The 21,020-nt window shown below is 72.9% G+C and carries 17 protein-coding genes, 1 tRNA gene and 3 pseudogenes; 9 read left to right on the top strand and 12 right to left on the bottom strand.

The window, feature by feature from the left end; genetic code table 11:
- Positions 1-527, bottom strand: a 527-nt coding sequence (locus tag H8R17_RS23760) for a DUF3662 domain-containing protein (RefSeq protein ID WP_262505449.1), incomplete at its 3' end; no start/stop codon positions are given.
- A gap of 507 nt (positions 528-1,034) precedes the next feature.
- On the opposite strand from H8R17_RS23760, the gene H8R17_RS23755 reads away from it, so the two are divergent.
- Positions 1,035-1,121: transfer RNA gene (locus tag H8R17_RS23755), tRNA-Leu, on the top strand.
- Between the two features lie 430 nt (positions 1,122-1,551).
- Here the strand turns inward: H8R17_RS23755 and H8R17_RS23750 are convergent.
- Positions 1,552-2,004 (bottom strand): FAD-binding oxidoreductase, encoded by a 453-nt coding sequence (locus tag H8R17_RS23750; RefSeq protein WP_262505448.1) that lies wholly within the window; start codon positions 2,002-2,004, stop codon positions 1,552-1,554.
- Positions 2,001-4,402: pseudogene (locus H8R17_RS23745) on the bottom strand (FtsX-like permease family protein). The gene H8R17_RS23750 and the pseudogene H8R17_RS23745 overlap by 4 nt, the downstream one beginning before the upstream one ends.
- A gap of 32 nt (positions 4,403-4,434) precedes the next feature.
- Here H8R17_RS23745 and H8R17_RS23740 point away from each other — a divergent pair.
- Positions 4,435-4,884: pseudogene (locus tag H8R17_RS23740) on the top strand (LuxR C-terminal-related transcriptional regulator); the annotation flags it as partial.
- Between the two features lie 57 nt (positions 4,885-4,941).
- Here the strand turns inward: H8R17_RS23740 and H8R17_RS23735 are convergent.
- Positions 4,942-5,877: an NAD-dependent epimerase/dehydratase family protein gene (locus tag H8R17_RS23735; RefSeq protein WP_187825230.1), complete on the bottom strand. Its 936-nt coding sequence runs from the start codon at positions 5,875-5,877 to the stop codon at positions 4,942-4,944.
- On the bottom strand, positions 5,874-7,043 hold the full coding sequence (locus H8R17_RS23730) for a ScbA/BarX family gamma-butyrolactone biosynthesis protein (protein WP_262505447.1): 1,170 nt from the start codon (positions 7,041-7,043) through the stop codon (positions 5,874-5,876). Before H8R17_RS23730 ends, H8R17_RS23735 begins: the two co-directional genes overlap by 4 nt.
- 179 nt (positions 7,044-7,222) lie before the next feature.
- Here H8R17_RS23730 and H8R17_RS23725 point away from each other — a divergent pair, with 179 nt between their 5' ends.
- The 4 genes and pseudogenes from H8R17_RS23725 (at position 7,223) to H8R17_RS47250 (ending at position 10,922) form a co-directional block, all read left to right on the top strand.
- A complete protein-coding gene (locus tag H8R17_RS23725; protein WP_187825229.1) occupies positions 7,223-7,885 on the top strand; it encodes a ScbR family autoregulator-binding transcription factor in 663 nt (220 codons plus the stop codon).
- A 153-nt stretch (positions 7,886-8,038) separates the two neighbouring features.
- Positions 8,039-9,547, top strand: a complete 1,509-nt coding sequence (locus H8R17_RS23720; protein WP_187825228.1) for a DUF2252 domain-containing protein — start codon at positions 8,039-8,041, stop codon at positions 9,545-9,547.
- A gap of 166 nt (positions 9,548-9,713) precedes the next feature.
- Positions 9,714-10,523: pseudogene (locus tag H8R17_RS23715) on the top strand (hypothetical protein); the annotation flags it as partial.
- Positions 10,524-10,574: 51 nt separating this feature from the next.
- Positions 10,575-10,922 carry a rhodanese-like domain-containing protein gene (locus H8R17_RS47250; RefSeq protein WP_262505457.1) on the top strand — a complete coding sequence of 116 codons (348 nt, stop codon included), beginning with the start codon at positions 10,575-10,577 and terminating at the stop codon, positions 10,920-10,922.
- 118 nt (positions 10,923-11,040) lie between these two features.
- Here H8R17_RS47250 and H8R17_RS23710 read toward each other — a convergent pair whose 3' ends face one another.
- The 6 genes from H8R17_RS23710 to paaA form a co-directional block, all read right to left on the bottom strand.
- Positions 11,041-12,174, bottom strand: coding sequence for an acyl-CoA dehydrogenase family protein (locus H8R17_RS23710; protein ID WP_187825226.1), 1,134 nt, complete (start codon positions 12,172-12,174; stop codon positions 11,041-11,043).
- A gap of 429 nt (positions 12,175-12,603) precedes the next feature.
- Complete coding sequence (locus tag H8R17_RS23705; RefSeq protein WP_187825225.1) at positions 12,604-13,665, bottom strand: 2Fe-2S iron-sulfur cluster-binding protein; 1,062 nt, start codon at positions 13,663-13,665, stop codon at positions 12,604-12,606.
- Positions 13,665-14,195, bottom strand: coding sequence for a 1,2-phenylacetyl-CoA epoxidase subunit PaaD (gene paaD / locus H8R17_RS23700; RefSeq protein ID WP_187825224.1), 531 nt, complete (start codon positions 14,193-14,195; stop codon positions 13,665-13,667). The genes H8R17_RS23705 and paaD overlap by 1 nt, the downstream gene beginning before the upstream one ends.
- Entirely contained in the window at positions 14,189-14,908 is a 720-nt protein-coding gene (paaC, locus tag H8R17_RS23695) for a 1,2-phenylacetyl-CoA epoxidase subunit PaaC (protein ID WP_187825223.1), read from the bottom strand. The genes paaD and paaC overlap by 7 nt, the downstream gene beginning before the upstream one ends.
- Complete coding sequence (gene paaB, locus H8R17_RS23690; protein WP_073944895.1) at positions 14,905-15,192, bottom strand: 1,2-phenylacetyl-CoA epoxidase subunit PaaB; 288 nt, start codon at positions 15,190-15,192, stop codon at positions 14,905-14,907. The genes paaC and paaB overlap by 4 nt, the downstream gene beginning before the upstream one ends.
- A complete protein-coding gene (paaA, locus tag H8R17_RS23685) occupies positions 15,189-16,196 on the bottom strand; it encodes a 1,2-phenylacetyl-CoA epoxidase subunit PaaA (protein WP_187825222.1) in 1,008 nt (335 codons plus the stop codon). The genes paaB and paaA overlap by 4 nt, the downstream gene beginning before the upstream one ends.
- A gap of 307 nt (positions 16,197-16,503) precedes the next feature.
- Between paaA and H8R17_RS23680 the strand changes: the two genes are divergently transcribed.
- From H8R17_RS23680 to H8R17_RS23670, 3 genes are read left to right on the top strand one after another with little or no spacing between them, the layout of a single operon-like run.
- Positions 16,504-17,340 (top strand): DUF5819 family protein, encoded by an 837-nt coding sequence (locus tag H8R17_RS23680; RefSeq protein WP_187825221.1) that lies wholly within the window; start codon positions 16,504-16,506, stop codon positions 17,338-17,340.
- On the top strand, positions 17,337-18,548 hold the full coding sequence (locus H8R17_RS23675) for an HTTM domain-containing protein (RefSeq protein ID WP_187825220.1): 1,212 nt from the start codon (positions 17,337-17,339) through the stop codon (positions 18,546-18,548). Before H8R17_RS23680 ends, H8R17_RS23675 begins: the two co-directional genes overlap by 4 nt.
- Positions 18,545-19,330, top strand: a complete 786-nt coding sequence (locus H8R17_RS23670; protein ID WP_187825219.1) for an RNA methyltransferase — start codon at positions 18,545-18,547, stop codon at positions 19,328-19,330. Before H8R17_RS23675 ends, H8R17_RS23670 begins: the two co-directional genes overlap by 4 nt.
- Here the strand turns inward: H8R17_RS23670 and paaN are convergent.
- Positions 19,327-21,018, bottom strand: a complete 1,692-nt coding sequence (gene paaN, locus H8R17_RS23665) for a phenylacetic acid degradation protein PaaN (RefSeq protein ID WP_187825218.1) — start codon at positions 21,016-21,018, stop codon at positions 19,327-19,329. The two genes, H8R17_RS23670 and paaN, sit on opposite strands and share 4 nt — an antisense overlap.
- Positions 21,019-21,020 lie beyond the last annotated feature (2 nt).

The following is a 21,020-nucleotide window of genomic DNA, read 5'->3' as shown; positions in this document are numbered from 1 at the left end:
GGGGCGCCGGGCAGCGGGCCGGGCCGGGCGGCCGCGCCGGGGGCACCGGCTCCGCCGGGGGCACCGGCTCCGCCGGGGGCACCGGGTGCACCGGCTCCGCCGGGGGCACCGGGTGCACCGGCTCCGCCGGGGGCGCCGGCCTGCTGGCTGCTGGAGGAGGCGAGCGTACGGCTGCGCACCCGGTACAGACCGGTGTCGAGGTCGTCCGCCTTCTCCAGGTGCACCTTGATGGGGCCCATGAAGGTGTACCGCTGCTGCTTGGCATAGTCCCGGACCATGCCGGCGAGCTCGTCGCCGAGCTGGCCGGAGTACGGGCTCAGGCGCTCGTGGTCCGGGGTGCTCAGCTCCACGATGAAGTCGTTGGGTACGACGGTCCGGTCGCGATTCCAGATCGTCGCGTTGTTGTCGCACTCCCGCTGGAGTGCTCCTGCGATCTCCACGGGCTGTACCTCGGACTTGAACACCTTGGCGAAGGTGCCGTTGACCAGACCTTCGAGGCGCTGCTCGAACTTCTTCAGGACTCCCATGGGGCACCTCCTCCGCTGTTGTCGTCCTGTGTACGGCCGTGCGTACCGCTGTCCTGCGTACTGCTTTCCTGGTACTGCTTACTGATCGTATCCACGCGCCGGGGAATCGGCTGGTTCCCCCTGTCAGCCCGGCCGACGGGTGTCGACGACTGACGAAGTTCCCTGCGGAGCTCGCCTTCGAACTCCTACGGGGAGTACTCCTGCGCGGTACTCCCGCCAAGGATCGTAGAGGCGGGCGCAGACCAGTGTCCCGCACCTGGCTGTGGACCCCGACCGGCTCCTGGGCAGACGGGCCGGACCGGTACGAGGTTGATACGTGAACACGGGTACGAGGCTGCCGCGTGAAAGGCGCCGCGGAGCACCGCGCAGGGGGGTGCCCGGAGCGCGATGGCCGCAGCTCAGGGGCCCTGGGGAAAGGGATGTGAACCCACCCCGTCCCCCGTGCTAATGTTTCCGGTGTCGGAAGGCGCCAGCCCCAAGTGGTCGGAGCCCGAAGACACACCCAATGCGCGGGTGGCGGAATAGGCAGACGCGCTGGATTCAGGTTCCAGTGCCCGCAAGGGCGTGGGGGTTCAACTCCCCCCTCGCGCACCACCAGGAGAAGCCGAAGAAACGGGTCTCTGCAGGTGACGGAAGTCACCGCAGGGGCCCGTTTCTCGTTTCCTTGATCGTTGTGAGGCATCACACAGTCTGGTCAGGTCACACAGCAGGCCTCGACGCGTGAGCTATCTCACGGGTGGGGCTGTCTTCGCTGTGCTGCATGATGCGGTAGCCGCGACGAGCGGCGATCAGTTTGATCCACGTCTCCCGGTCGATGCGCTCGGCGTGCAGGTAGCGAGGACGAGGGCCGGGAGGACTTCGGGGTCGGGGATGCCGCCCCTGTGTGCAGACGCAGGAGCCTGGGCCGGATCGCAGCCCAGTTCCACGAGCAGGTCGCGTACGGCGTTCAGATAGCCCTCGGGGCCGCAGGTGAAGACGGCTCGCTCCTGGATGTCCGGGACCGCGGACCACAGCAGCGAGGCGCTCAGCCGTCCCCGGTAGCCGTGCCACGGCTCGCTCCCGGCGTCGTCCTCGCAGACGTAGGAAGCGGTGAAGCCCGGCAGTCCTGGGCGATGGTGTGCAGTTCGTCGCGGAAGAGCACGTCGAGCGGGGTCCTGGCGCTGTGCAGGTACACCACGTTGGCGTCCGACGCGGTGTCGGGCAGGGCGCGCGCCATGGACATGAACGGTGTCGCGCCGCTGCCGCCCGACAGCAGCAGGTACTTCTCCGCCGGGTGGTCGTCCATGGTGAACAGGCCGTACGGTCCGCGGGCCCGAACCTCGTCCCCCGGCCGCAGGTTGTCGTGCAGCCAGTTGGAGACCACCCCGTCCGGTGTCCGCTTGACGGTGATGGACAGCAGGTGGGGTCGGGTCGGCGACGAGGACAGGGTGTAGCAGCGGCTGACGGGCCGGCCGTCGACGGTGAAGTCGAAGGTCATGAACTGCCCCGGCCGGTACGGCAACGAGAGAGTCGGCGCGGGTGCCCGCCCGCCGCTGCCCGCGGACGGCGTCCCGGTCGCCGGCGCAGCGCCAGGGCGGCCGGGAGTACGGACGCCGGGACGGCGAGCACCGCGCAGGCCGCCGTGACCGCGCCCATCGCCGGCCACGGCAGGACCAGGGCCGCCGGTGCGGACAGCAGGCCCAACGCCCCCCACATCCCGGCCAGGTTGAGCCCGGCGACCAGCAGCCCCAGCAGCGCGCCCACGGCGACCACCGTCACTGCCTCGACCGCGACCAGCCGCAGCACCTGCCCGTGGGTGGCCCCGGCCAGCCGCAGTACGGCCAGGTCGCGCATCCGGTCCGAGGTCGCCATGACCATGGTGTTGACCAAGGAGATGCCGGTGTACAGCAGGGCGATGCCGAAGACGAGCAGGAAGCCGAGCCGGGTCGTGCGGCTGGTGACGGGACGCGTGGCCCGCACCCACTGGTCCTCGGTGAACACCTGTCCGCCCGCCGCGCGCAGCCCCGCCGCCACGGCACCGGCGTCGGCCCCGTCCGCGAGGGCCACGTCGACCCGGTCGGGCCGCGCCCCGGGAGCGTTGGCCGGGGTGACGTAGACGCCGTTGTCACCGGTGCCGGTGCTCATCACGGCGGCGATCCGCAGCGTCCGCTCCGTGCCGTCGCCGAGCCACACCCGCACCCGGTCGCCCACGGTGTGCCGCTGCCACTCCTCGTTGACGATGATCGAGCCGTAGTCGAGGTCGGAGACCTTCCCGGCGCTCAGCGGCAGGTGGGTGGTTACGGTCAGCGCCCGGGGGTCGGCGGCGCGGGCGTCGGACCTGATGAGCGCCACGCCGTCCTCCAGGACGTACACGGCGCTCGGCGAGCTCGCGGACACCTTGGCGCCGGGCACCGCGCGCAGCCTGCGCAGCGTGGCCGCGTCGAAACCGCCGCAGCCCGCGGGGGTGACGACCAACGCGGCGGCGGTCCGCTCCCGCGTCTCGGCTGCCCCGGCCTCGTTCAGGGTCGCCGTCGCGCCGAGCAGCGAGCCCGTGAGGGCGACCGTGACCAGCACGGGCGCCGCGATCGCCGCCGTACGGTGCACTCCGGCGGCGGCGTTCTCGCGGACCAGCAGGCCGCCCCCGCCCGGCAGCCGGGCGGGCAGCCAGGTCAGCAGCCGGGTCAGCGGGCCCACCACGAGCGGCGCGAGTAGCGCGACCGCGGTGATCAGCAGCATCGGCCGGGTCACGTAGGTCTTGCGCTGCAGCAGGTCACCCGGATTCCCGGCCAGGGCGATGCCCAGCGTCACCGCCGCCGTCAGCAGCAGGCCCACGCCGGAGAACAGGCGGCCCGGGGGCGTCGTCCTGCTGTCCACGCTGTCCGCTGACGCCTCGCGCAGCGCCTCGACGGGACCGGTGCGGCCCGCCCGCCAGGACGGGCCACCGCACCCCACAGCGCGACGAACAGCCCCGTCCAGAAGGCCATGTGGTACGGCCAGCCGTGGTCGCCGATCGCGAACCAGGCCGGCGCCAGACCGCCGTCGACCACCCACTGCGCCAGCTCCGGCGCCCCGTACGCGCCGAGCACACAGCCGGTGGCCGAGGCGAGCACGCCGACCAGCAGGGCCTCCGCGCACACGTCCGCCGGATCTGGCCCGGCGTGCCCCCGGCGGTGCGCAGCAGCCCGAACTCGCGGCGCCGCTGGGCGACCGCGAAGGCGAACGTGGAGGCCACCACGAACACCGACACGAAGGCGGTGACCCCGCCGGCCGTGCCGAACAGGGCGTTCATCGCGGTCAGGGCCTCGCCGTCCCGGTCAGGGTCGGCGTCGGCGTACCGGCGCGCGTCCCCGGTGAGGACCCGGACACCGTCGCCGACCGCCGCCCTCACGTCCGCCACGTCGGCCTCCACCACCAACTGCTTACTTATGGGAGAAAGTTGGGCGGCGCGGGCGTCGGTGTAGAAGACGGCGTCCTCGAAGCCGAGGTCGGGGACGGTGCCCACGACGCGCACGGTGCCACGGTCGGTGCGCACCCGCTCGCCCGGCCTCGCCCAGTCGCCGGTGACGACGACCTCGCCGGCCGTACGCGGCGCGCGGCCCGCGGTGATGTCGTACGGCGCGAACGCGGCCGTGGACCAGGGGTGGCCCACCAGACCGGCGGGCCCGCCCGCGGCCCGTACGGGAAACGAGCGGTCGGCGACGACCGTGCCGAGCCTCTCCAGGGGCGGAGACGGTGGCGGCGGGCACGGGGCGCGGGTGGGCGAGTTTCCCGGTGCGGTCGCCGTTCGGGGTCGGTACCCGCAGCGTGTCCCGGCCCTTGACGACGACCGGCGCGGCGGCGAACCGCTCCGGGCGCCGTTCGGGCGCATCCAGCGACGAGGCGAGGGCCAGGCCCATCACGTGAGCAGCGCGACGGAACCCGATGCGCTCACGCGGCGCTGCGGCTGCGCGAGCGGCGGCCCGCGCTGCCGGTGCTGGTGCTCAGCCAGTACGTGCAGCGGACGTACGCCGCCGACCTGCTGGACTCCGGCGACGGATCGGGCGTCGGTTATCTGCTGAAGGACCGCGTCGGCCAGGTCGAGGAGTTCGTCGAGGCGCTGAGCGAGGTCGCGGCCGGCGGCACGGTCGTCGACCCCGAGGTCGTACGACAGCTGCTGCGCCGCCGCCGCGACCCGCTGGAGCGGCTCAGCCCGCGTGAGCGGGAGGTGCTGGCGCTGATCGCGGAGGGGAAGTCGAACGGCGCCATCGCCCGCGGACTCGTCGTGTCCGAAGCGGCCGTGGGCAAGCACATCGGGAGCATCCTCGCCAAGCTGGATCTGCCGCCGACGGAGGATTCGCATCGGAGGGTGATGGCGGTGCTGGCGTATCTGCGGGCGTGAGGTGGCCGGGATGCGGAGGGGACGGGACGGGATGGGGAGGGAAACCGACCGGTCGGTCTAGTCTCTCCGTCCTCCGAGCTGTCCTTCGAGGAACGACCGGTACCAGGGCGCCGAGCGCGGGAACGTGGCCGCGAACCCCTCGCCCGGAGTGCAGCCGACGTCCTCGATGCCCTTCCAGAAGGCGTCGTCCGCGAACCAGTGGTCGACGGTGAGCAGGTCGAGGTGGTGCAGCGCGCGCGGCGATTCCGCGGAGCGGGCGCGGGCGGTGGCGACGTCCACGGCCGCCCCGGCGCCGGGGTCCTCCACCTGCCCGGACACGGCCGCGAGCAGCTCCGAGGCCGGTACCGGGTCGGGGTGGTCGACATGGTGCACGCCGGACAGCTGCGACAGCGCCGCGGCCACCACGGCCCGGCCCAGCGTCTCGACGTCGATCATCGAGTGCAGGGCGTCGCACCCGGTCGGCGTCGCCGACAGTTCGCGCAGCAGCCCCACCAGGCCCGGGATCACCCAGCGGTCGCCGGCGCCGTACACCAGGTGCGGCCGCAGCACCAGGCCGCCCGCGTCGAGCACGTGCCGTTCCGCCGCCGCCCGGGTGCGGCTGGTGGCCGACGCGGGCGCGAGCGGTGCCTCGCCGGGCCGTACGCCCCGGAAGGGCCCGCGGCCGAGGACGGAGGCCGTACTCACATACACGATCCGGCGCACCCCGCTGGCCACGGCCTCCGCCACCAGGGCCATCGTGCCCATGTCGTTGATGGCCGCCGCGGTCTCGGCGGCACCGCCGATGTGCGAGGCGCAGTGGACCAGCACGTCGGTGTCCGCGCAGACGCCGCGCAGGGAGCGTGGGTCGGCGAGATCTCCGTGGAGAGCCTCGTCGCCGGGAGAGGTATGGCGCCGCATCAGCCGTACGTTCACATCGGGCCGTTGGTGCGCGGCGGCTGCCACCCGGCTGCCGATGAAGCCGGTCGCGCCCGTGATGAGGAGGTTCACCGTCACGACGGGAACCGTACCGGGGACGGGCCCGATGCCGGGCCCGATGCCGGGTTCGCCCAGGTGAGGGTGGTGGTGAAGACGGACTCGCCGTCCTGCTGCCCGGACACTCGCACCGTCACCGACTCCGGACCCTCGTCGAGCACTTCGGTCTCGATCCAGCAGGGGTTGTCCAGTTCGGCGTACCGGCTGAAGGCGACCGCCATGTCGGCGGGCAGGAACGGGCGCCGGTCCGTCGTCGCGGCCGCGGCCTGCCGGGCCGCCTCGAACAGGACCATGCCGGGGACGTGGTCGTTGGGGCGCGGGAAGAGGACCGGGTGGCCGGTGTCGACGCGCAGCCGCCAGACGCCGGGACGGTCGGCCGGGGCGAGGACGACGTCCTGTGCACGGGCGCGGCCGACCTGCTCGGGCGGCACGCCGGGTATGAGCGGCACGGGGGTGCCCAGGGCCGCCAACTGCCGTGCCCGCAGGCGCTGGTAGGCGGCCGGGGAGGTGCAGCCGGTGCTGCCGGTGCCGCGCGCGACCAGTTTCCCCGCGCGGCGGAACTCCATCGTCGTCCGCACGCTGCCCAGGCCGCGCCCGCGCCGCCGTATCTCGGAGCACTCGACGTCGATTTCGACCGGCTCGGCGGCGTCCGCGAGCAGCAGTGCGGCGAGGTCGGTGCGGATCTCCAGGTCCCGCATGACGAAATGGGTGTCGGCCGGGGCGCCGAACTCCGCGTGGGCGAGCGCCATCGAGGTCTGGCGGAGCGTTTCGCCCACGACCATCGGGTCCTGGTGGCGGTCGTCGACGGGGCCGAAGAAGGGGTGGTCGGCGGGCCAGTGCGCGGTGACGCGGAACCGGGTGTCGGAGAGGCGGGTCCAGTGGGTGGGGAAGACGTCCGACTCGGTTGTGCGGTGGGCGAGTTCCTTGGTGACCCGGGTGACTTCGGCGGTCTCGGACGGGGCCTCGGGGGCGGCACCGGGTACGGCGTCGGGGGCGGCTCCGGATGCGGTCTTGGGGGCGGTTCCGGTTGTGGCCTCGTGGCCTGCTTCGGAGGCTGCCGCGGTGGTGGTCCCGGCGCCGGCGCTGGTTGCGGTGTCCTGGGGTGTCGGGGTGCGGCCGACGCCGTGACCGGCGCGGTTTGCCGGACCACCCGCCGGTCCGGTCTGATCCTCCGTGGGCGCGCTCAAAGGACCTGTCTGCGGCATGAGGAACCCCCAGGATCGACAGCCTGGCTCCGGTCGGCGTCTGACTAAGATACGGACGAGACGGTTTTTTTAAAAGGGTGATCCACATCGCTGGGGACGGCCCAAGCGCCCGCAGGTCATGGCGACTTCACGCAGATCGACTTCAGATCAGGAGGCACCCGATGGCGCGACAGGAGCGCGCGATCCGCACCCGGCGGACCATCCTGGAGGCGGCCGCGGCCGTTTTCGACGAACGTGGCTACACCTCGGCGACCATCGGAGAGATCCTGGACCGGGCGGGGGTGACCAAGGGCGCCCTGTACTTCCACTTCGGCTCCAAGGAGGAGCTTGCGCTCGGCATCTTCGAGGAACAGCTGGCGATCTCCCTGCCGCCGCAGCCCAGCAAACTCCAGGAACTCGTCGACTCCGGCCTCGTGCTCGCCCGGCGCCTGCGCGGCGAACCGCTCGTGCGGGCCAGCGTCGGACTCGCCCTCGACCAGGGTGCCCTGGGCCTGGACCGCACGCCGGCCTTCCGCATGTGGATCGACCAGACCAGGCGGACCCTCGCCGAGGCGAAGGCGCACGGTGAGCTGCTGCCGCACGCCGACGCCACGGAGACGGCGGAACTGCTGGTCGCCAGCTTCTCGGGCGTACAGCTGATGTCTCAACTGCGCTGCCAGCGGCGTGACTTGGAGCACAGGGTGGTGGTCCTCTTCGACCACATGCTCCCCGGCATCGCCGTCCCCGCGGTCCTGGCCCGCCTCGACATCGCCACGGACCGCGCCGACCGGGTCCTCGCGGAGTACGAGCCGGAGCCGGAGCCGGTGGCGGCCGAGGCGGGGTGAGGGGTGAGGGGCGAGGGGGTGAGCCTCGGTGACCGCATCCCCTGCGGCTCCGCCACGTCCACCCTGCGGGTTGTCCACACCTGTGGAGTTGTCCACAGGATCTGACGCATTTCGGCCAGTCGGCTGTACGGTCGGCACGAGTTGGTGTTCGTGATGATCTTCGTGTGCGTGGGGGAGGCGGTCGGTGTGACCGAGGTCGGTGCCAGGACGACGGCGGAGGCGGCGGTGGAGGCGGGCGTGGTCCCGGCTCAGGAGGCGTCGGCCGGCGTCGCGGGTGCGCGTCGGCTGCCCCCGGTGGCCGGCTTCGCAGACTGGCCCGGCGCCGGCTCACCCAAGGAGGAGGGCAAGGCGCTGCGCAAGCGGATCCCGCGCAGCACACACGCCGAACTGGACCTGGACGGCGCCCGCCCCGACGCCGTGAGTGCGGTCGAGGAGTCCAGCCGCGGCCGGCTCGCCGAGCTCACCCCGATCCGGATCGGCCGGATGGCGGCCACGCCGTTCGCCTTCCTGCGCGGCGCGGCCGGTCTCATGGCGTACGACCTGGCCCGTACCCCTATGACCAGGATCCGTGCCCAAATCTGCGGCGACGCCCACGCGGCCAACTTCGGCCTGTACGGCGACGCACGCGGCGGCCTGGTCATCGACCTGAACGACTTCGACGAGACGGTGCCCGGTCCCTGGGAGTGGGACCTCAAGCGGCTCGCGGCCTCGCTGGTGCTCGCGGGCCGGGAGGCGGGCGCGGACGAGGACAGGTGCCGCAAGGCGGCCTACGACGCGGCGGGCGCCTACCGCCGCACCATGCGGCTGCTGGCCAGGCTGCCGGTGCTGGACGCGTGGAACGCGATCGCGGACGAGGAGCTGGTCTCCCACACCGACGCGCACGACCTGCTCGGCACGCTGGAGCGGGTCTCCGAGAAGGCGCGGGCCAACACCAGCGGGCGCTTCGCGGCCAAGTCGACCGAGGCGACCGAGGACGGCGGGCGCCGCTTCGTCGACGCGCCGCCGGTGCTGCGCCGGGTCGGGGACGAGGAGGCGGCGGCGGTCGCGGCGTCTCTCGCGGAGTACGTGAGCACGCTGCCGGAGGACCGCCTGCCCCTCCTGGCCCGCCACGCCGTGCACGACGTGGCGTTCCGCCTGGTCGGCACGGGCAGCGTCGGCACGCGTTCGTACGTCGTCCTCCTCCTGGACCACCGAGGCGAGCCGCTGGTCCTCCAGGTGAAGGAGGCCCGCCCTTCGGCGCTGGTCCCGCATCTGGTCACGGCCGGTTTCGAGGCACCTTCCGTGGACCACGAGGGCCGCCGGGTGGTCCTCGGCCAGAAGCGGATGCAGGTCGTCAGCGACATCCTGCTGGGCTGGACGACGGCCTGTGGCCGCCCCTTCCAGGTCCGCCAGTTCCGCAACCGCAAGGGCAGCGTCGACCCCGCCGCCCTGGCCGCCGACCAGATAGACGACTACGGCCGCATGACCGGCGCCCTCCTGGCCCGCGCCCACTCCCACAGCGCCGACCCCCGCCGCATCGCCGGCTACTGCGGCAAGAACGAGGAACTGGACGAGGCGATCGCCACCTTCGCCGTCCACTATGCCGACCGCACGGAGGCGGACCACGCTCACCTGGTGGCGGCGGTGCGGGCGGGGACGGTGGCGGCGGAGCTGGGGGTATGACGGGTGCTGCCGGAGTCGGAGCGGTGGTCGTCATCACCGGGGGGCCGGGGTCCACGTACGAGTCGATGACTGCGACCTACACCGCGTACGGCTACGAACTGGTGCACCTGCCCCTCGCCCCCTTCGGCCATGGGAGGGGCGGGCCCAGCAGGAGGAATGGGCCGGACTGGCCTTGCCCTACGCTGGTCAGGTGACGACGACCCCGGAGCAGTCCCGACCCGAGGAGCGGCTGGAGCAGGCCGTGCGGGCCGCCGAGCAGGCCTTGATCGAGTACGAGATCGCGGTGGAGACCTTCCGCGTCGAGGTCGAGAACTTCTCCCGGCTGCACGAACAGCGCCTCGGCCCCCTGTACGCCCGCCTGGAGGAACTGGACGCCCAGCTGGCGGAGGCGAAGGCCGCGCGCACCGGCGACCCCGAGGACGTACGGCGGGCGCAGGAGCTGCGCGCCGCCGTGATGCCGATCCCCGGCGTCGAGGACCTCCTGCACGGGTGGATGGACGGCGGCGGCCTGTTCCCGGAGGCCGCGGCCATGCTCACCGACCAGCAGGTGCGGCCCCCGCAGCGGGTGCGGCCCAGCGAGGAGGCCCGCAAGCTCTACCGCGACCTCGCCCGCAAGGCCCATCCCGACCTGGCGCAGGAGGAGGGCGAGCGGGCGCGGCGCGAGGAGTTCATCACCCGGGTCAACGCCGCCTACGCCCGCGGCGACGAGACCGAGCTGCGGGAGCTGGCCGAGGAGTGGGCCAAGGGCCCCGTGCCGGAGTCGCGCCCGAGCCGCGCCGAGGAACTGTACGACCGCCTCGAATGGCTCTCCCGCCGCAAGGAACTCCTCACGATCGTCGCGAAGGACCTGGAGGAGAGCGCGATCGGCGCCATGCTCCGGCTGGCCCCGGAGGACCCCGACGGCCTCCTGGACGACATCGCCCAGCAGCTGCGGACGCAGATCGGCGAGCGCGAGGCGGAGCTGACGGCCACGCTCAGCCCGCCGCCCGCCGCCGGAACCGCGCCCGCGTCCGGTAGCGTCGGCGGCATGAGTTTCGGAGCTGGTGTGCCCACGGTCGAGGTCGCGGACCTCAAGGACGGCGACTTCCTGCTGGACGTCCGCGAGGACGACGAGTGGCAGGCGGGCCACGCCGAGGGCGCGCTGCACATCCCCATCAGCGACTTCGTGGCCCGGTACGGCGAGCTGACCGAGGCGGCGCCGCAGGACGGCCGCATCCATGTGATCTGCCGGTCCGGCGCCCGTTCGGCCCAGGTCACGATGTATCTGGCCCAGCAGGGCATCGACGCGGTGAACGTCGACGGCGGTATGCAGGTGTGGGAGGCCGCGGGCCGCCCGGTCGTGACGGACAAGGGCGAGCCGGGATACGTCCTCTGACCTCTGCCTCCTCCATCCAGGGCCCCGGATCTTCCGGCAGTCAGGCAGTCCGGCAGCCAGGCCCTCCGGGGTGGCCGCCGGATCGGGCATCGGCCCACGATCCCCGCCCAGCCGGTCGTCAGGCCAGCGGGTGGGCCGCCAGCAGGTCGCCCAGCGTCTCCTCGTGTGCCGCGGCCGGGCCGAGCGACAGCTCCAGGTGCTTGGCCCACGCGTGGTACCGGTGCAGCGGGTAGTCGATGTCGGCCCCGAACCCGCCGTGCAGGTGCTGTGCCGTCTGTACCACCCGCCGCACACCCTCCGCGGCCCAGATCTTGGCCACGGCGACGTCCCCGGAGGCGGGCAGCGCGCCCGGTGCCCCCGAGCTGATCCGCCAGGCCGCCTGCCACAGCGTGGCCTCCATCGCGCGCAGGTCGATGTACCGGTCGGCGGCCTGCATCGCGACCGCCTGGAAGGTCGCGAGCGGATACCCGAACTGCTCCCGCTTCCCCGTGTACTCGCCGGTCATGCCCAGCACCCGCTCGCCCAGCCCGAGCGCCAGCGCACACGTACCGGTCGCCAGCAGCTCCCGCAGCCACTCCCAGGCGCCGTCGGCGTCGATGACGTCCCGGTCGGGAATCCGGGCGGACTCCAGCCGCAGCTCGCCGAGCCGCTCGCCGGTGGTGGAGTACTGCTCGCCGAGCACGGCCCCGTCCTGACCGCGCGGTACCAGCGCCAGCACCGTCCGGTCGGCCTCCGAACGCGCGGGTACGACCGTGAGGTCCGCGTCGTACGCCCACGGCACCGCCGTCTGCACCCCGTCCAGCACCCACACGTCCCCGTCCCGCCGCCCGGCCACCGCGAGCTCCGCCGGGTCGTGCCCGGTGCGGCCGTGCGCGGCGACGGTCAGTACCACCTCGCCCCGGCCCGCGCGGGCGAGCAGCGCCGACTTCAGCTCGGCGCGGCCGTGGGTCTGGACGGCGGCCGCCGCCGCGCTGCTCTCCAGCAGCGGCACCCGTGCCAGCACCTTCGCCGACTCCCGCAGCACCAGGCACAGCGCGACGGCATCCAGGCCGGCCCCGCCGTACTCCGCGTCGAGCAGCAGGCTCAGCAGGTCGGCGTCGGCGAGCCGGGCCCACAGCGCCCGGTCGAAGTCATCGGCCACCGCGCCCCTGGCGAACGCGGGGCTGGGCACCGCGTCCGGCGCGACGGCGCCGAACACCCCGCGCGCCGCCTCGGCTGCCGCCTGCTGCTCCTCGGTGAAGGTGAAGTCCACGGTCCCTGTCCTTCCGGCGGATCCCGCTCATCTGACGGAGCGTCAAGATAGAACAGGTTCTACAAGAAGGGAACGGGAACGGTGCGGCCGAGGACGCCGACAGGGTGGGCGCGCGGCGCCGGGGCCGACAGGGAAGGCTGGTCGGAGTGGGTGCGGGGTGTGGGCTGTGCCGTCGCGGGCTGTCGCTCGGAGCCGCTGCGGATTGCTGGTCGGAGTGGATGCGGGGGCGTGGGCTGGTGCTGTCCCGGGGAGTCGACCGGAGCCGCCGCGGTACGCCGACCGGAGCCGACGCGGCGCGGTGGCAGGGGCTGACGCGCAACGCTGACGGGGATCGACGTGGAGCGCGGGCTGGAGCAGACGCGCAGTCGCTGGCCGGATCAGTCGGAGCGGCCGGCCGGAACCGTCGCCGGGCCCGCCGCCCCGGCGCCGTCAGCGGTCGAAGTCCAGTTCCACCTTCTCCGTCACCGGATGCGACTGGCACGCCAGCACATACCCGGCCTCCGTCTCCTCCTTCTCCAGCGCGAAGTTGCGGTCCATCCGCACCTGGCCGGAGACCAGGAAGGCCCGGCACGTCCCGCACACCCCTCCCTTGCAGGCGTAGGGCGCGTCGGGCCGGTTGCGCAGCACCGTCTCCAGCAGTGACTCGCCGTCCTGGACGGGCCAGGTCCCGCCGCGGCCGTCGAGCCGCGCGGTCACCGTGCTGTGCGCCAGGGCCGGGGCCGCCGGCGCCCGGACGGCGGCCTCGTCCACATGGAAGATCTCCTCGTGGATCCGCATCCGCGCCACCCCAAGGCCGCGCAACGCCCGCTCGGCCTGCTGCACCAGCCCGAACGGCCCGCACAGAAACCACCCGGCGACCCGCTCCACCGGCAGCAGCGCCGGCAGCAACCCGGTCAACCGCTCCTGATCGAGCCGGCCGGACGGCAGCCCCGCCTGCTGTTCCTCCCGGGAGAGCACCGTCACCAGCTGGAACCGCTCCGGGTAGCGGTCCTTCAGGTCGGCGACCTCCTCCAGGAACATCGTCGAGGCGGACGTCCGGTCGCTGCGTATCAGACAGAACCGGGCCCCGGGCTCGCGCGCCAGCAGCGTCGCGACGATCGACAGCACCGGGGTGATGCCGCTGCCGCCGACGATCGCCGCGTACAGGCCGGGCGCGGGCTGGAGCGTGAAGCGGCCGGCCGGGGTCATCACCTCCAGGTCGTCACCGGCGCTGATCTCCTTCAGCGCGTACGTCGAGAAGGCCCCGTACTCGACCAGCCGCACCCCGACCCGCAGAGTGCTCGGCCCTTCGCCGGCCTCCGGCGCCGGGGAGCAGATCGAGTACGTGCGCCGTATCTCCGCTCCGTCGGCCGTGCGCCGCAGGGCGAGGTGCTGGCCCGGCGCGAACCGGTACTCCACCCTCAGCTCCGGAGGCACGGCCAGGGTGAGCGCCACGGAGTCGTCGGTGAGCCGGTCGACCGCGGCCACCCGGAGCCGGTGGAAGCGGGCCATCACAACTCCTTGAAGTGGTCGAACGGTTCACGGCAGGCCAGACAGCGCCGCAGCGCCTTGCACGCGGTGGACGAGAAACGGCTGAGCAGCTCGGTGTCGGCGGACCCGCAGTGCGGGCAGCGCACAGCATCGCCGTCCGGGTCCTCGGCGGTGCGCGTCGTCCCCAGTTGCACGGTGACCGGTCCGCTCGCCAGCCGCACGCGCGGCGGCGCTATCCCGAACTCCCGCAGCTTGCGCCGCCCCTCGTCGGTGATGTCGTCCGTCGACCAGGCGGGCGAGAGCACCGTGCGCACGCTGACCTCCCGTATGCCGTGTCCGCGCAGCACCCGCTCTATGTCCGCGGACATCGCCTCGATCGCCGGGCAGCCGGTGTACGTCGGGGTCAGCTCGACCTCGACCGCGTCGGCACCGCGCACACGCACCGCACGCACGACGCCCAGCTCGTGCAGCGTCAGCACGGGCAGCTCGGGGTCGGGCACCGAACCGGCGAGTTCCAGGAGCTCCGCCTCCAGCGGCGTGACCGTCACCATGACGCCCCCGGGTGGCTGCGGTGCAGATGCTGCATCTCGGCGAGTATCCGCCCGAAGGGCTCGGTGTGCAGGCCCTGCCGCCCGGCCCCGGCCGTCCAGGCGCCGGTGCGCGGCCCTTCCGGCACCGTCAGGGTGGCCCGGCGCAGCACGTCCCCGACGCGCTCCGACCAGGCCTCATCCAGCGCCGCCCAGTCGACGTCGAGCCCGTCCACCGGCTGGAACATCTCGCCGGTGAACCGCCACAGCGCCCCGGCCGCCCGCTGCATCCGCTCGTGACTCGCGTCCGTGCCGTCGCCGAGCCGCAGCGTCCACTGCTCGGCGTGGTCGCGGTGGTAGGCGACCTCCTTGACCGCCTTCGCGGCCAGGGGCGCGAACGGGCCGTCCTCTGCGGCCAGTTGGCCGTAGAGCAGGTGCTGGTACGCCGAGAAGTACAGCTGGCGGGCGATGGTGTGCGCGAAGTCGCCGTTCGGCTGCTCCACCAGCTGGAGGTTGCGGAAGGCGCGCTCCTCGCGCAGATACGCCAGCTCGTCCTCGTCGCCCACCAGGGACAGCAGCACCCGCGCCTGGCCCAGCAGGTCGAGCGCGATGTTGGCGAGGGCGACCTCCTCCTCCAGCACGGGGGCGTGCCCGGCCCACTCCCCGAGGCGATGGGAGAGCACCAGGGCGTCGTCGCCGAGGGCCAGCGCGGCCGTCGTCGGGACTGTCGTCGTCACAGGTGCTTCACCCCCTCCGGGATCTCGTAGAACGTCGGGTGCCGGTACGGCTTGTCGGCGGCCGGCTCGAAGAACGGGTCCTTCTCGTCGGGCGAGGAGGCGGTGATCGCGGACGACGGCACGACCCAGATGGAGACGCCCTCGCCGCGCCGCGTGTACAGGTCGCGGGCGTTGCGCAGGGCCAGCTCCGCGTCCGGGGCGTGCAGGCTGCCGGCGTGGGTGTGGGACAGGCCCCGGCGCGAGCGCACGAAGACCTCCCACAGGGGCCAGTCGGTGTTCGTCATGCTCGCGTCGCTCCCGTCTCAGCGGTGGGCTTGGCTGCGTACGCCGCGGCGGCCTCCCTGACCCAGGCGCCCTCCTCGTGGGCCCGCCTGCGCTGGGTGATCCGCTGTTCGTTGCACGGGCCGTTGCCCTTGAGGACCTCCCGGAACTCCGTCCAGTCGATCGGGCCGAAGTCGTAGTGCCCGCGCTCCTCGTTCCACCTCAGGTCCGGGTCGGGGAGGGTGAGCCCGAGGGTCTCGGCCTGCGGGACGCAGATGTCGACGAAGCGCTGGCGCAGCTCGTCGTTCGAGTGCCGCTTGATCTTCCAGGCCATCGACTGCGCCGAGTGCTGGGAGGCGTCGTCGGGCGGGCCGAACATCATCAGCGACGGCCACCACCAGCGGTCCACCGCGTCCTGCGCCATCGCGTGCTGCTCGGGTGTGCCGCGGCCGAGGGCCAGCAGCAGCTCGTACCCCTGGCGCTGGTGGAAGGACTCCTCCTTGCAGATGCGGACCATCGCGCGCGCGTACGGGCCGTACGAGCAGCGGCACAACGGCACCTGGTTGGTGATCGCGGCGCCGTCCACCAGCCAGCCGATCGCGCCGACGTCCGCCCAGGTCAGCGTCGGGTAGTTGAAGATCGAGGAGTACTTCTGGCGGCCCGAGTGCAGCTTGTCCAGCAGCTCGTCGCGGCCGGTTCCGAGGGTCTCCGCCGCGCCGTACAGATACAGGCCGTGCCCCGCCTCGTCCTGGACCTTCGCCATGAGGATCGCCTTGCGGCGCAGCGAGGGGGCGCGGGTGATCCAGTTGGCCTCCGGCTGCATGCCGATGATCTCGGAGTGGGCGTGCTGCGCTATCTGCCGGACGAGGGTCGCGCGGTAGGCGTCGGGCATCCAGTCGCGCGGCTCGATGCGCTCGTCGGCGGCCACGGCCGCGTCGAAGGCACGCTCGTACGCGGCGGTGTCACCGGCGTCGCCCTGGGCGTACGCCTGATCACGGGCCGTCTGCTGCGGGGCTGCTGTCGCCATGAGGTCCCCCTCGACCTGCGCTCTGCTGGGAGCACCACTCCCGACCGATCGTTCGGTTCGTGCGATTCCATCGTCCGACGAGGGTCGTAAGGTGTCAACCGCTGCGGATAACCTGCGGTTGTTCCCTGTGGACAACGGGGAGGAGCCACTCCGCCGCCGGGCCTGTGGACAGGGGGTGCGCCCGGACGGGCAGTCTGAGTACCGTTCCGGTGCGAGCGCCGCGCAGCGATGTGCGCGGGCGGTACGGCGCCCTGCGGCCGGGCGGACGTGAACGACGGACGACGCACGGGAACCAGAACGGGGCGGAATGGACGCGCACGACAAAGGCTCGGACGCCCGGCACGAACCGGCCGCCCCTAGTGAGCCGCCGGGTCTGCGACCGGCCGCCCCGAGCGAGCCGCAGCTGCCCACGGGCCCCGGACCGGCCGCCGGGTGGCCCGAGGCGGCGCCGCCCGATGCCCTGGTGCCGGAGAGTTCCGTCCCCCGTACCGGCGTCGCCGCGCTCTCGCTGCGCTACCGGGTCTGTGCCGCGCTGGCGCTCGCGGTCGTGGCGGTCGGCGTGTGCGTGCATCTCGGGATGACGTTCCTGCACGTCGCGCCGCCCAACACGGTCACGGAGGAGCACGGCCAAGCGGTCGACGACTGGATCTACCCCGAGTTCGAGCAGAACTGGAAGCTGTTCGCGCCGAACCCGCTGCAGCAGAACATCGCCGTGCAGGTCCGCGCCGAGATCCGCACGGCGGGCGGCGCCCCGGCGACCACCGGCTGGTACGACCTGTCCGCCGAGGACGGCCGGGCCATCGACGGCAACCTGCTGCCGAGCCACACCCAGCAGAACGAGCTGCGCCGCGCCTGGGACTTCTACGTCGCGACGCATGACAGCGACAACCGCCCGGTGGGCCTGCGCGGCTCTCTGGCCGAGACGTATCTGCGCCGGATCATGGTGCTGCGCCTGGACCGCGAGGACGCGGCGGCGCGGGCGGTCGGCCGCGGCGGTGTCATCGAGCGCGTGCAGGTCCGCTCCCGCACCACCAACGTGCCCCCGCCCAAGTGGACCCGGGAGCAGGTCTCCGACACGCCGGTGTACCGCGTGCTGCCCTGGTGGACGGTGCCGGCCGACGAGGCACGGGGAGGCGTACGGTGAACCGCTTCGCCCTGTGCCTCTCCCACGGCATCGCCCGTGTCACGGATGCCGCCCTCGGCCCGTACCAGACCGCCGTGATCCGCATCGGCTTCGCCGCCACCTGGCTGCTGTTCCTGCTGCGCGAGATCCCCCACCGTCAGGAGCTGTACGGGCCCGACGGACCGTGGAACTTCGACCTCGCCCAGCAGCTGATCGGCACCAACGGCGCCTTCACCGCCCTGATGTGGTCCGACGGGCAGGCCTGGTTCGAGTTCGGCTACGCGTTCGCGATCCTCTCCAGCGTCCTGATGCTGCTGGGCTGGCGCACGCGCACGACGTCGGTGCTGTTCATGGTGGGCGTGCTGTCGCTGCAGAACCGCAGCATCTTCATGGGCGACGGCGGCGACAACGTCCTGCACCTGATGTCGGTCTACCTGGTGTTCACGCGCTGCGGCCTGGTGTGGTCGCTGGACGCGCGGCGGGCGCGGCGCGCACGCGAGGCCCGCGCGCGGGGGGAGCGGGTCGTGGACCGGGCCGGGCCGGCGCTGTGGGGCGTGCTCGGGTTCGTGCTGATCGCGGTGACCCTGTCGGGCCGGATGGACGGCGACTGGCTGATACCGGCCATCCTGTGGGCCGTGTGGCTCGCGCAGGGCCTGTGGTGGCTGGTCGGGCGGCGCGCGCGGACCGCCCAGCCGCGGATCCTGCTCGACGTCGTCGCGAACATCGTGCACAACGGTGCCCTGCTGGTGATCATGGCCGAGGCCTGTCTGATCTACGCGACGGCCGGCTGGTACAAGATCCAGGGCACGCTCTGGCAGGACGGCACCGCGGTCTACTACCCGCTGCACCTGGAATACTTCTCGCCCTGGCCCGCGCTCGCCGGCCTGCTGACCGTGAGCGGCACCCTGGTGATGCTCGTGACGTACGGCACGGTCATCGTGCAGGTCGCCTTCCCGTTCACGCTGTTCAACCGGCGGGTCAAGAACGTCCTGCTCGCGGCCATGATCACCGAACATGCGGTGATCGCCGTCATCCTCGGGCTGCCGTTCTTCTCGCTCGCGATGATCGCGGCGGACGCGGTCTTCCTGCCGACGTCCTTCCTGCGCCGCCTGGGCGACCGCGCGGCACGCGCGCGTGAGCGGGTTCTGCGGCGCGCCGTCCGCGCGAAAGTCCCCGAGCAGCGGTCCGCGGAGGACTCCGAGCACACGCACGTAGGCTTCACGGCATGACCGACCCCGCCGGCGGCCCCACCGACCCCGTGCGCGCGTGGCGCAGCCTCGCCGGCACCTGCGTGCTGCTCGACGGCTTTCACGCCCTCAAGCACGCCGTGCGCTTTGGTGCCGAGGTCCCGGTGGCGGTCGCCGCTGACCGGGCCGCCGCGCTCGCCCTCGCCGACGGGCTGGCCCCGGACGTACGGGACACGCTGGACGCGCTGCTGGCCGAGGTGCCGCCGGAGACGTACGCCGCTCTCGTCCCGCGCCCGCACCCCACCGCGGTGGCCGCCCTGGCGGTACGCCCCCCGCGCGCAGCCAACCTCGACACGCTGACGCACACGCCCCGCACCAGCCCCGTCGTGGTCCTCGACCACCCGCGCAACCTGGGCAACGCCGGGGCCGTGATCCGGCTGGCCGCCGGACTCGGGGCGACCGGCGTCGTCACCACCGGCACCCTCGACCCCTGGCATCCCACGGTGGTGCGCGGCGGGGCGGGGCTGCACTTCGCGACCGCCGTGGAGCGGCTGGACGTGGCCGAACTTCCGCCGGGACCGGTGTTCGCCCTGGACCCGGAGGGCGAGGACATCCGCGCCCTGAAGCTGCCGGACGACGCGCTGCTCGCCTTCGGCTCGGAACGCAGCGGACTGTCCGCGGACCTGCGCGCGCGTGCCGACCATCTGGTGGCCCTGCCGATGCGCCCTCAGGTGTCCAGCTACAACCTCGCCACCAGCGTGGCGATGACGCTGTACCACTGGAGCCTCACCGGGGGCGCGACGGTTTCCCGGGCCTCTTCCTAGGCTTCCCGGCGTACCTCCACCACCCTGAACCGGTTCGCCACGAACGCCCCGTCGGTGAGCGCCGAGTTGGCCGCCGGGTTGCCGCCCGAGCCGTGGAAGTCGGAGAAGGCGGCCGTCTGGTTGACGTACACCCCGCCGGCGAGGTTGAGGGACAGCTGGGCGGCCTCCTCCAGGCAGACCTCCTGGATCGCCTGCTCGACCTCGGCGTCCGTGGTGTACGCGCCGACCGTCATCGCGCCCTTCTCCCGGATCGTGCGCCGCAGCAGCTCCACCGCCTGCGCGGCCGAGTCGACGGCGACGGCGAAGGAGACCGGCCCGAAGCACTCGCTCATGTAGGCGGCCTCGGCGTCGGGCTTGGCGCCGTCCAGCTTCACGATCACCGGCGTGCGCACCACCGCGCGGGGGAACTCCGGGTTGCTGATCTCCCGCGAGGCGAGGGCGACCTCGCCCAGGCCGGCCGCCGCCTCCAGACGGGCCTTGACGTCCGGGTTCACGATGGCGCCGAGCAGGGCGTTCGCGCGCGCGTCGTCACCGAGGAGGCCGTCGACCGCCCGCGCGAGATCGGCGACCACCTCGTCGTACGACTTGGGGCCCTGGTCGGTCGAGATGCCCTCGCGCGGGATCAGCAGGTTCTGCGGGGTGGTGCACATCTGGCCGCTGTACAGGGACAGCGAGAACGCCAGGTTGGCGAGCATCCCCTTGTAGCCGCCGGTCGACTCGACGATCACTGTGTTGACGCCGGCCTTCTCCGTGTGGACCTGCGCCTGGCGAGCGTTGGTCTCCAGCCATTCGCCGAAGGCCGTCGACCCCGTGTAGTCGATGACCCGGATCTCGGGGCGCACGGCCAGGGTCTTCGCGATGCCCTCGCCGGGCCGCTCGGCGGCCAGCGCCACCAGGTTCGGGTCGAAGCCCGCCTCCGCGAGCACCTCGCGGGCGGTCTGCACCGTGAGCGCGAGCGGCAGCACCGCGCGCGGGTGGGGCTTGACCAGGACCGCGTTGCCGGTGGCCAGGGAGGCGAACAGGCCCGGATAGCCGTTCCACGTCGGGAAGGTGTTGCAGCCGATCACCAGGCCGATGCCGCGCGGCACCGGCGTGAACTGCTTGGTCAGCACCAGCGGGTCGCGCTTGCCCTGCGGCTTGGTCCACTCGGCCGTGCCGGGCGTGCGGACCTGCTCCGCGTACGCGTACGCCACCGCCTCCATGGCGCGGTCCTGCGCGTGCGGGCCGCCCGCCTGGAACGCCATCATGAAGGCCTGGCCGGAGGTGTGCATGACCGCGTGCGCGAACTCGTGCGTCCGGCCGCTGATCCGCTTGAGGATCTCCAGGCAGACCATCGCGCGCAGCTCCGCGCCCGCGTCCCGCCAGGCCCGCTGACCGGCCTTCATCGCGGGCAGCAGCACGTCCACGTCCGCGTGCGGGTACCTCACCCCCAGCTCGATGCCGTACGGCGAGACCTCGCCGCCCACCCAGTCGTCCGTACCGGGCTGGCCGAGGTCGAGGCGGGTGCCCAGCAGGGCGTCGAAGGCGGCCTTGCCCGCCGCCATGTCCAGGCTGCCGTTCTCGCCGTAGGCCTTTGGGTGCTCGGGGTGCGGGGACCAGTACGCGCGCGTGCCGATCGCCTTCAGCGCCTGGTCGAGGGTGGGCCGGTGCTTTGCGATGAGGTCGGGCGCGGTGAGTTCGGCGGCCATGC

Origin of the sequence: Streptomyces sp. TRM68367, assembly GCF_014495685.1 — a bacterium.
Classification (GTDB): Bacteria; Actinomycetota; Actinomycetes; order Streptomycetales; family Streptomycetaceae; genus Streptomyces.
Note: the sequence above shows the minus strand (reverse complement) of the source record. Positions and strands in the feature narration are given on the sequence as shown.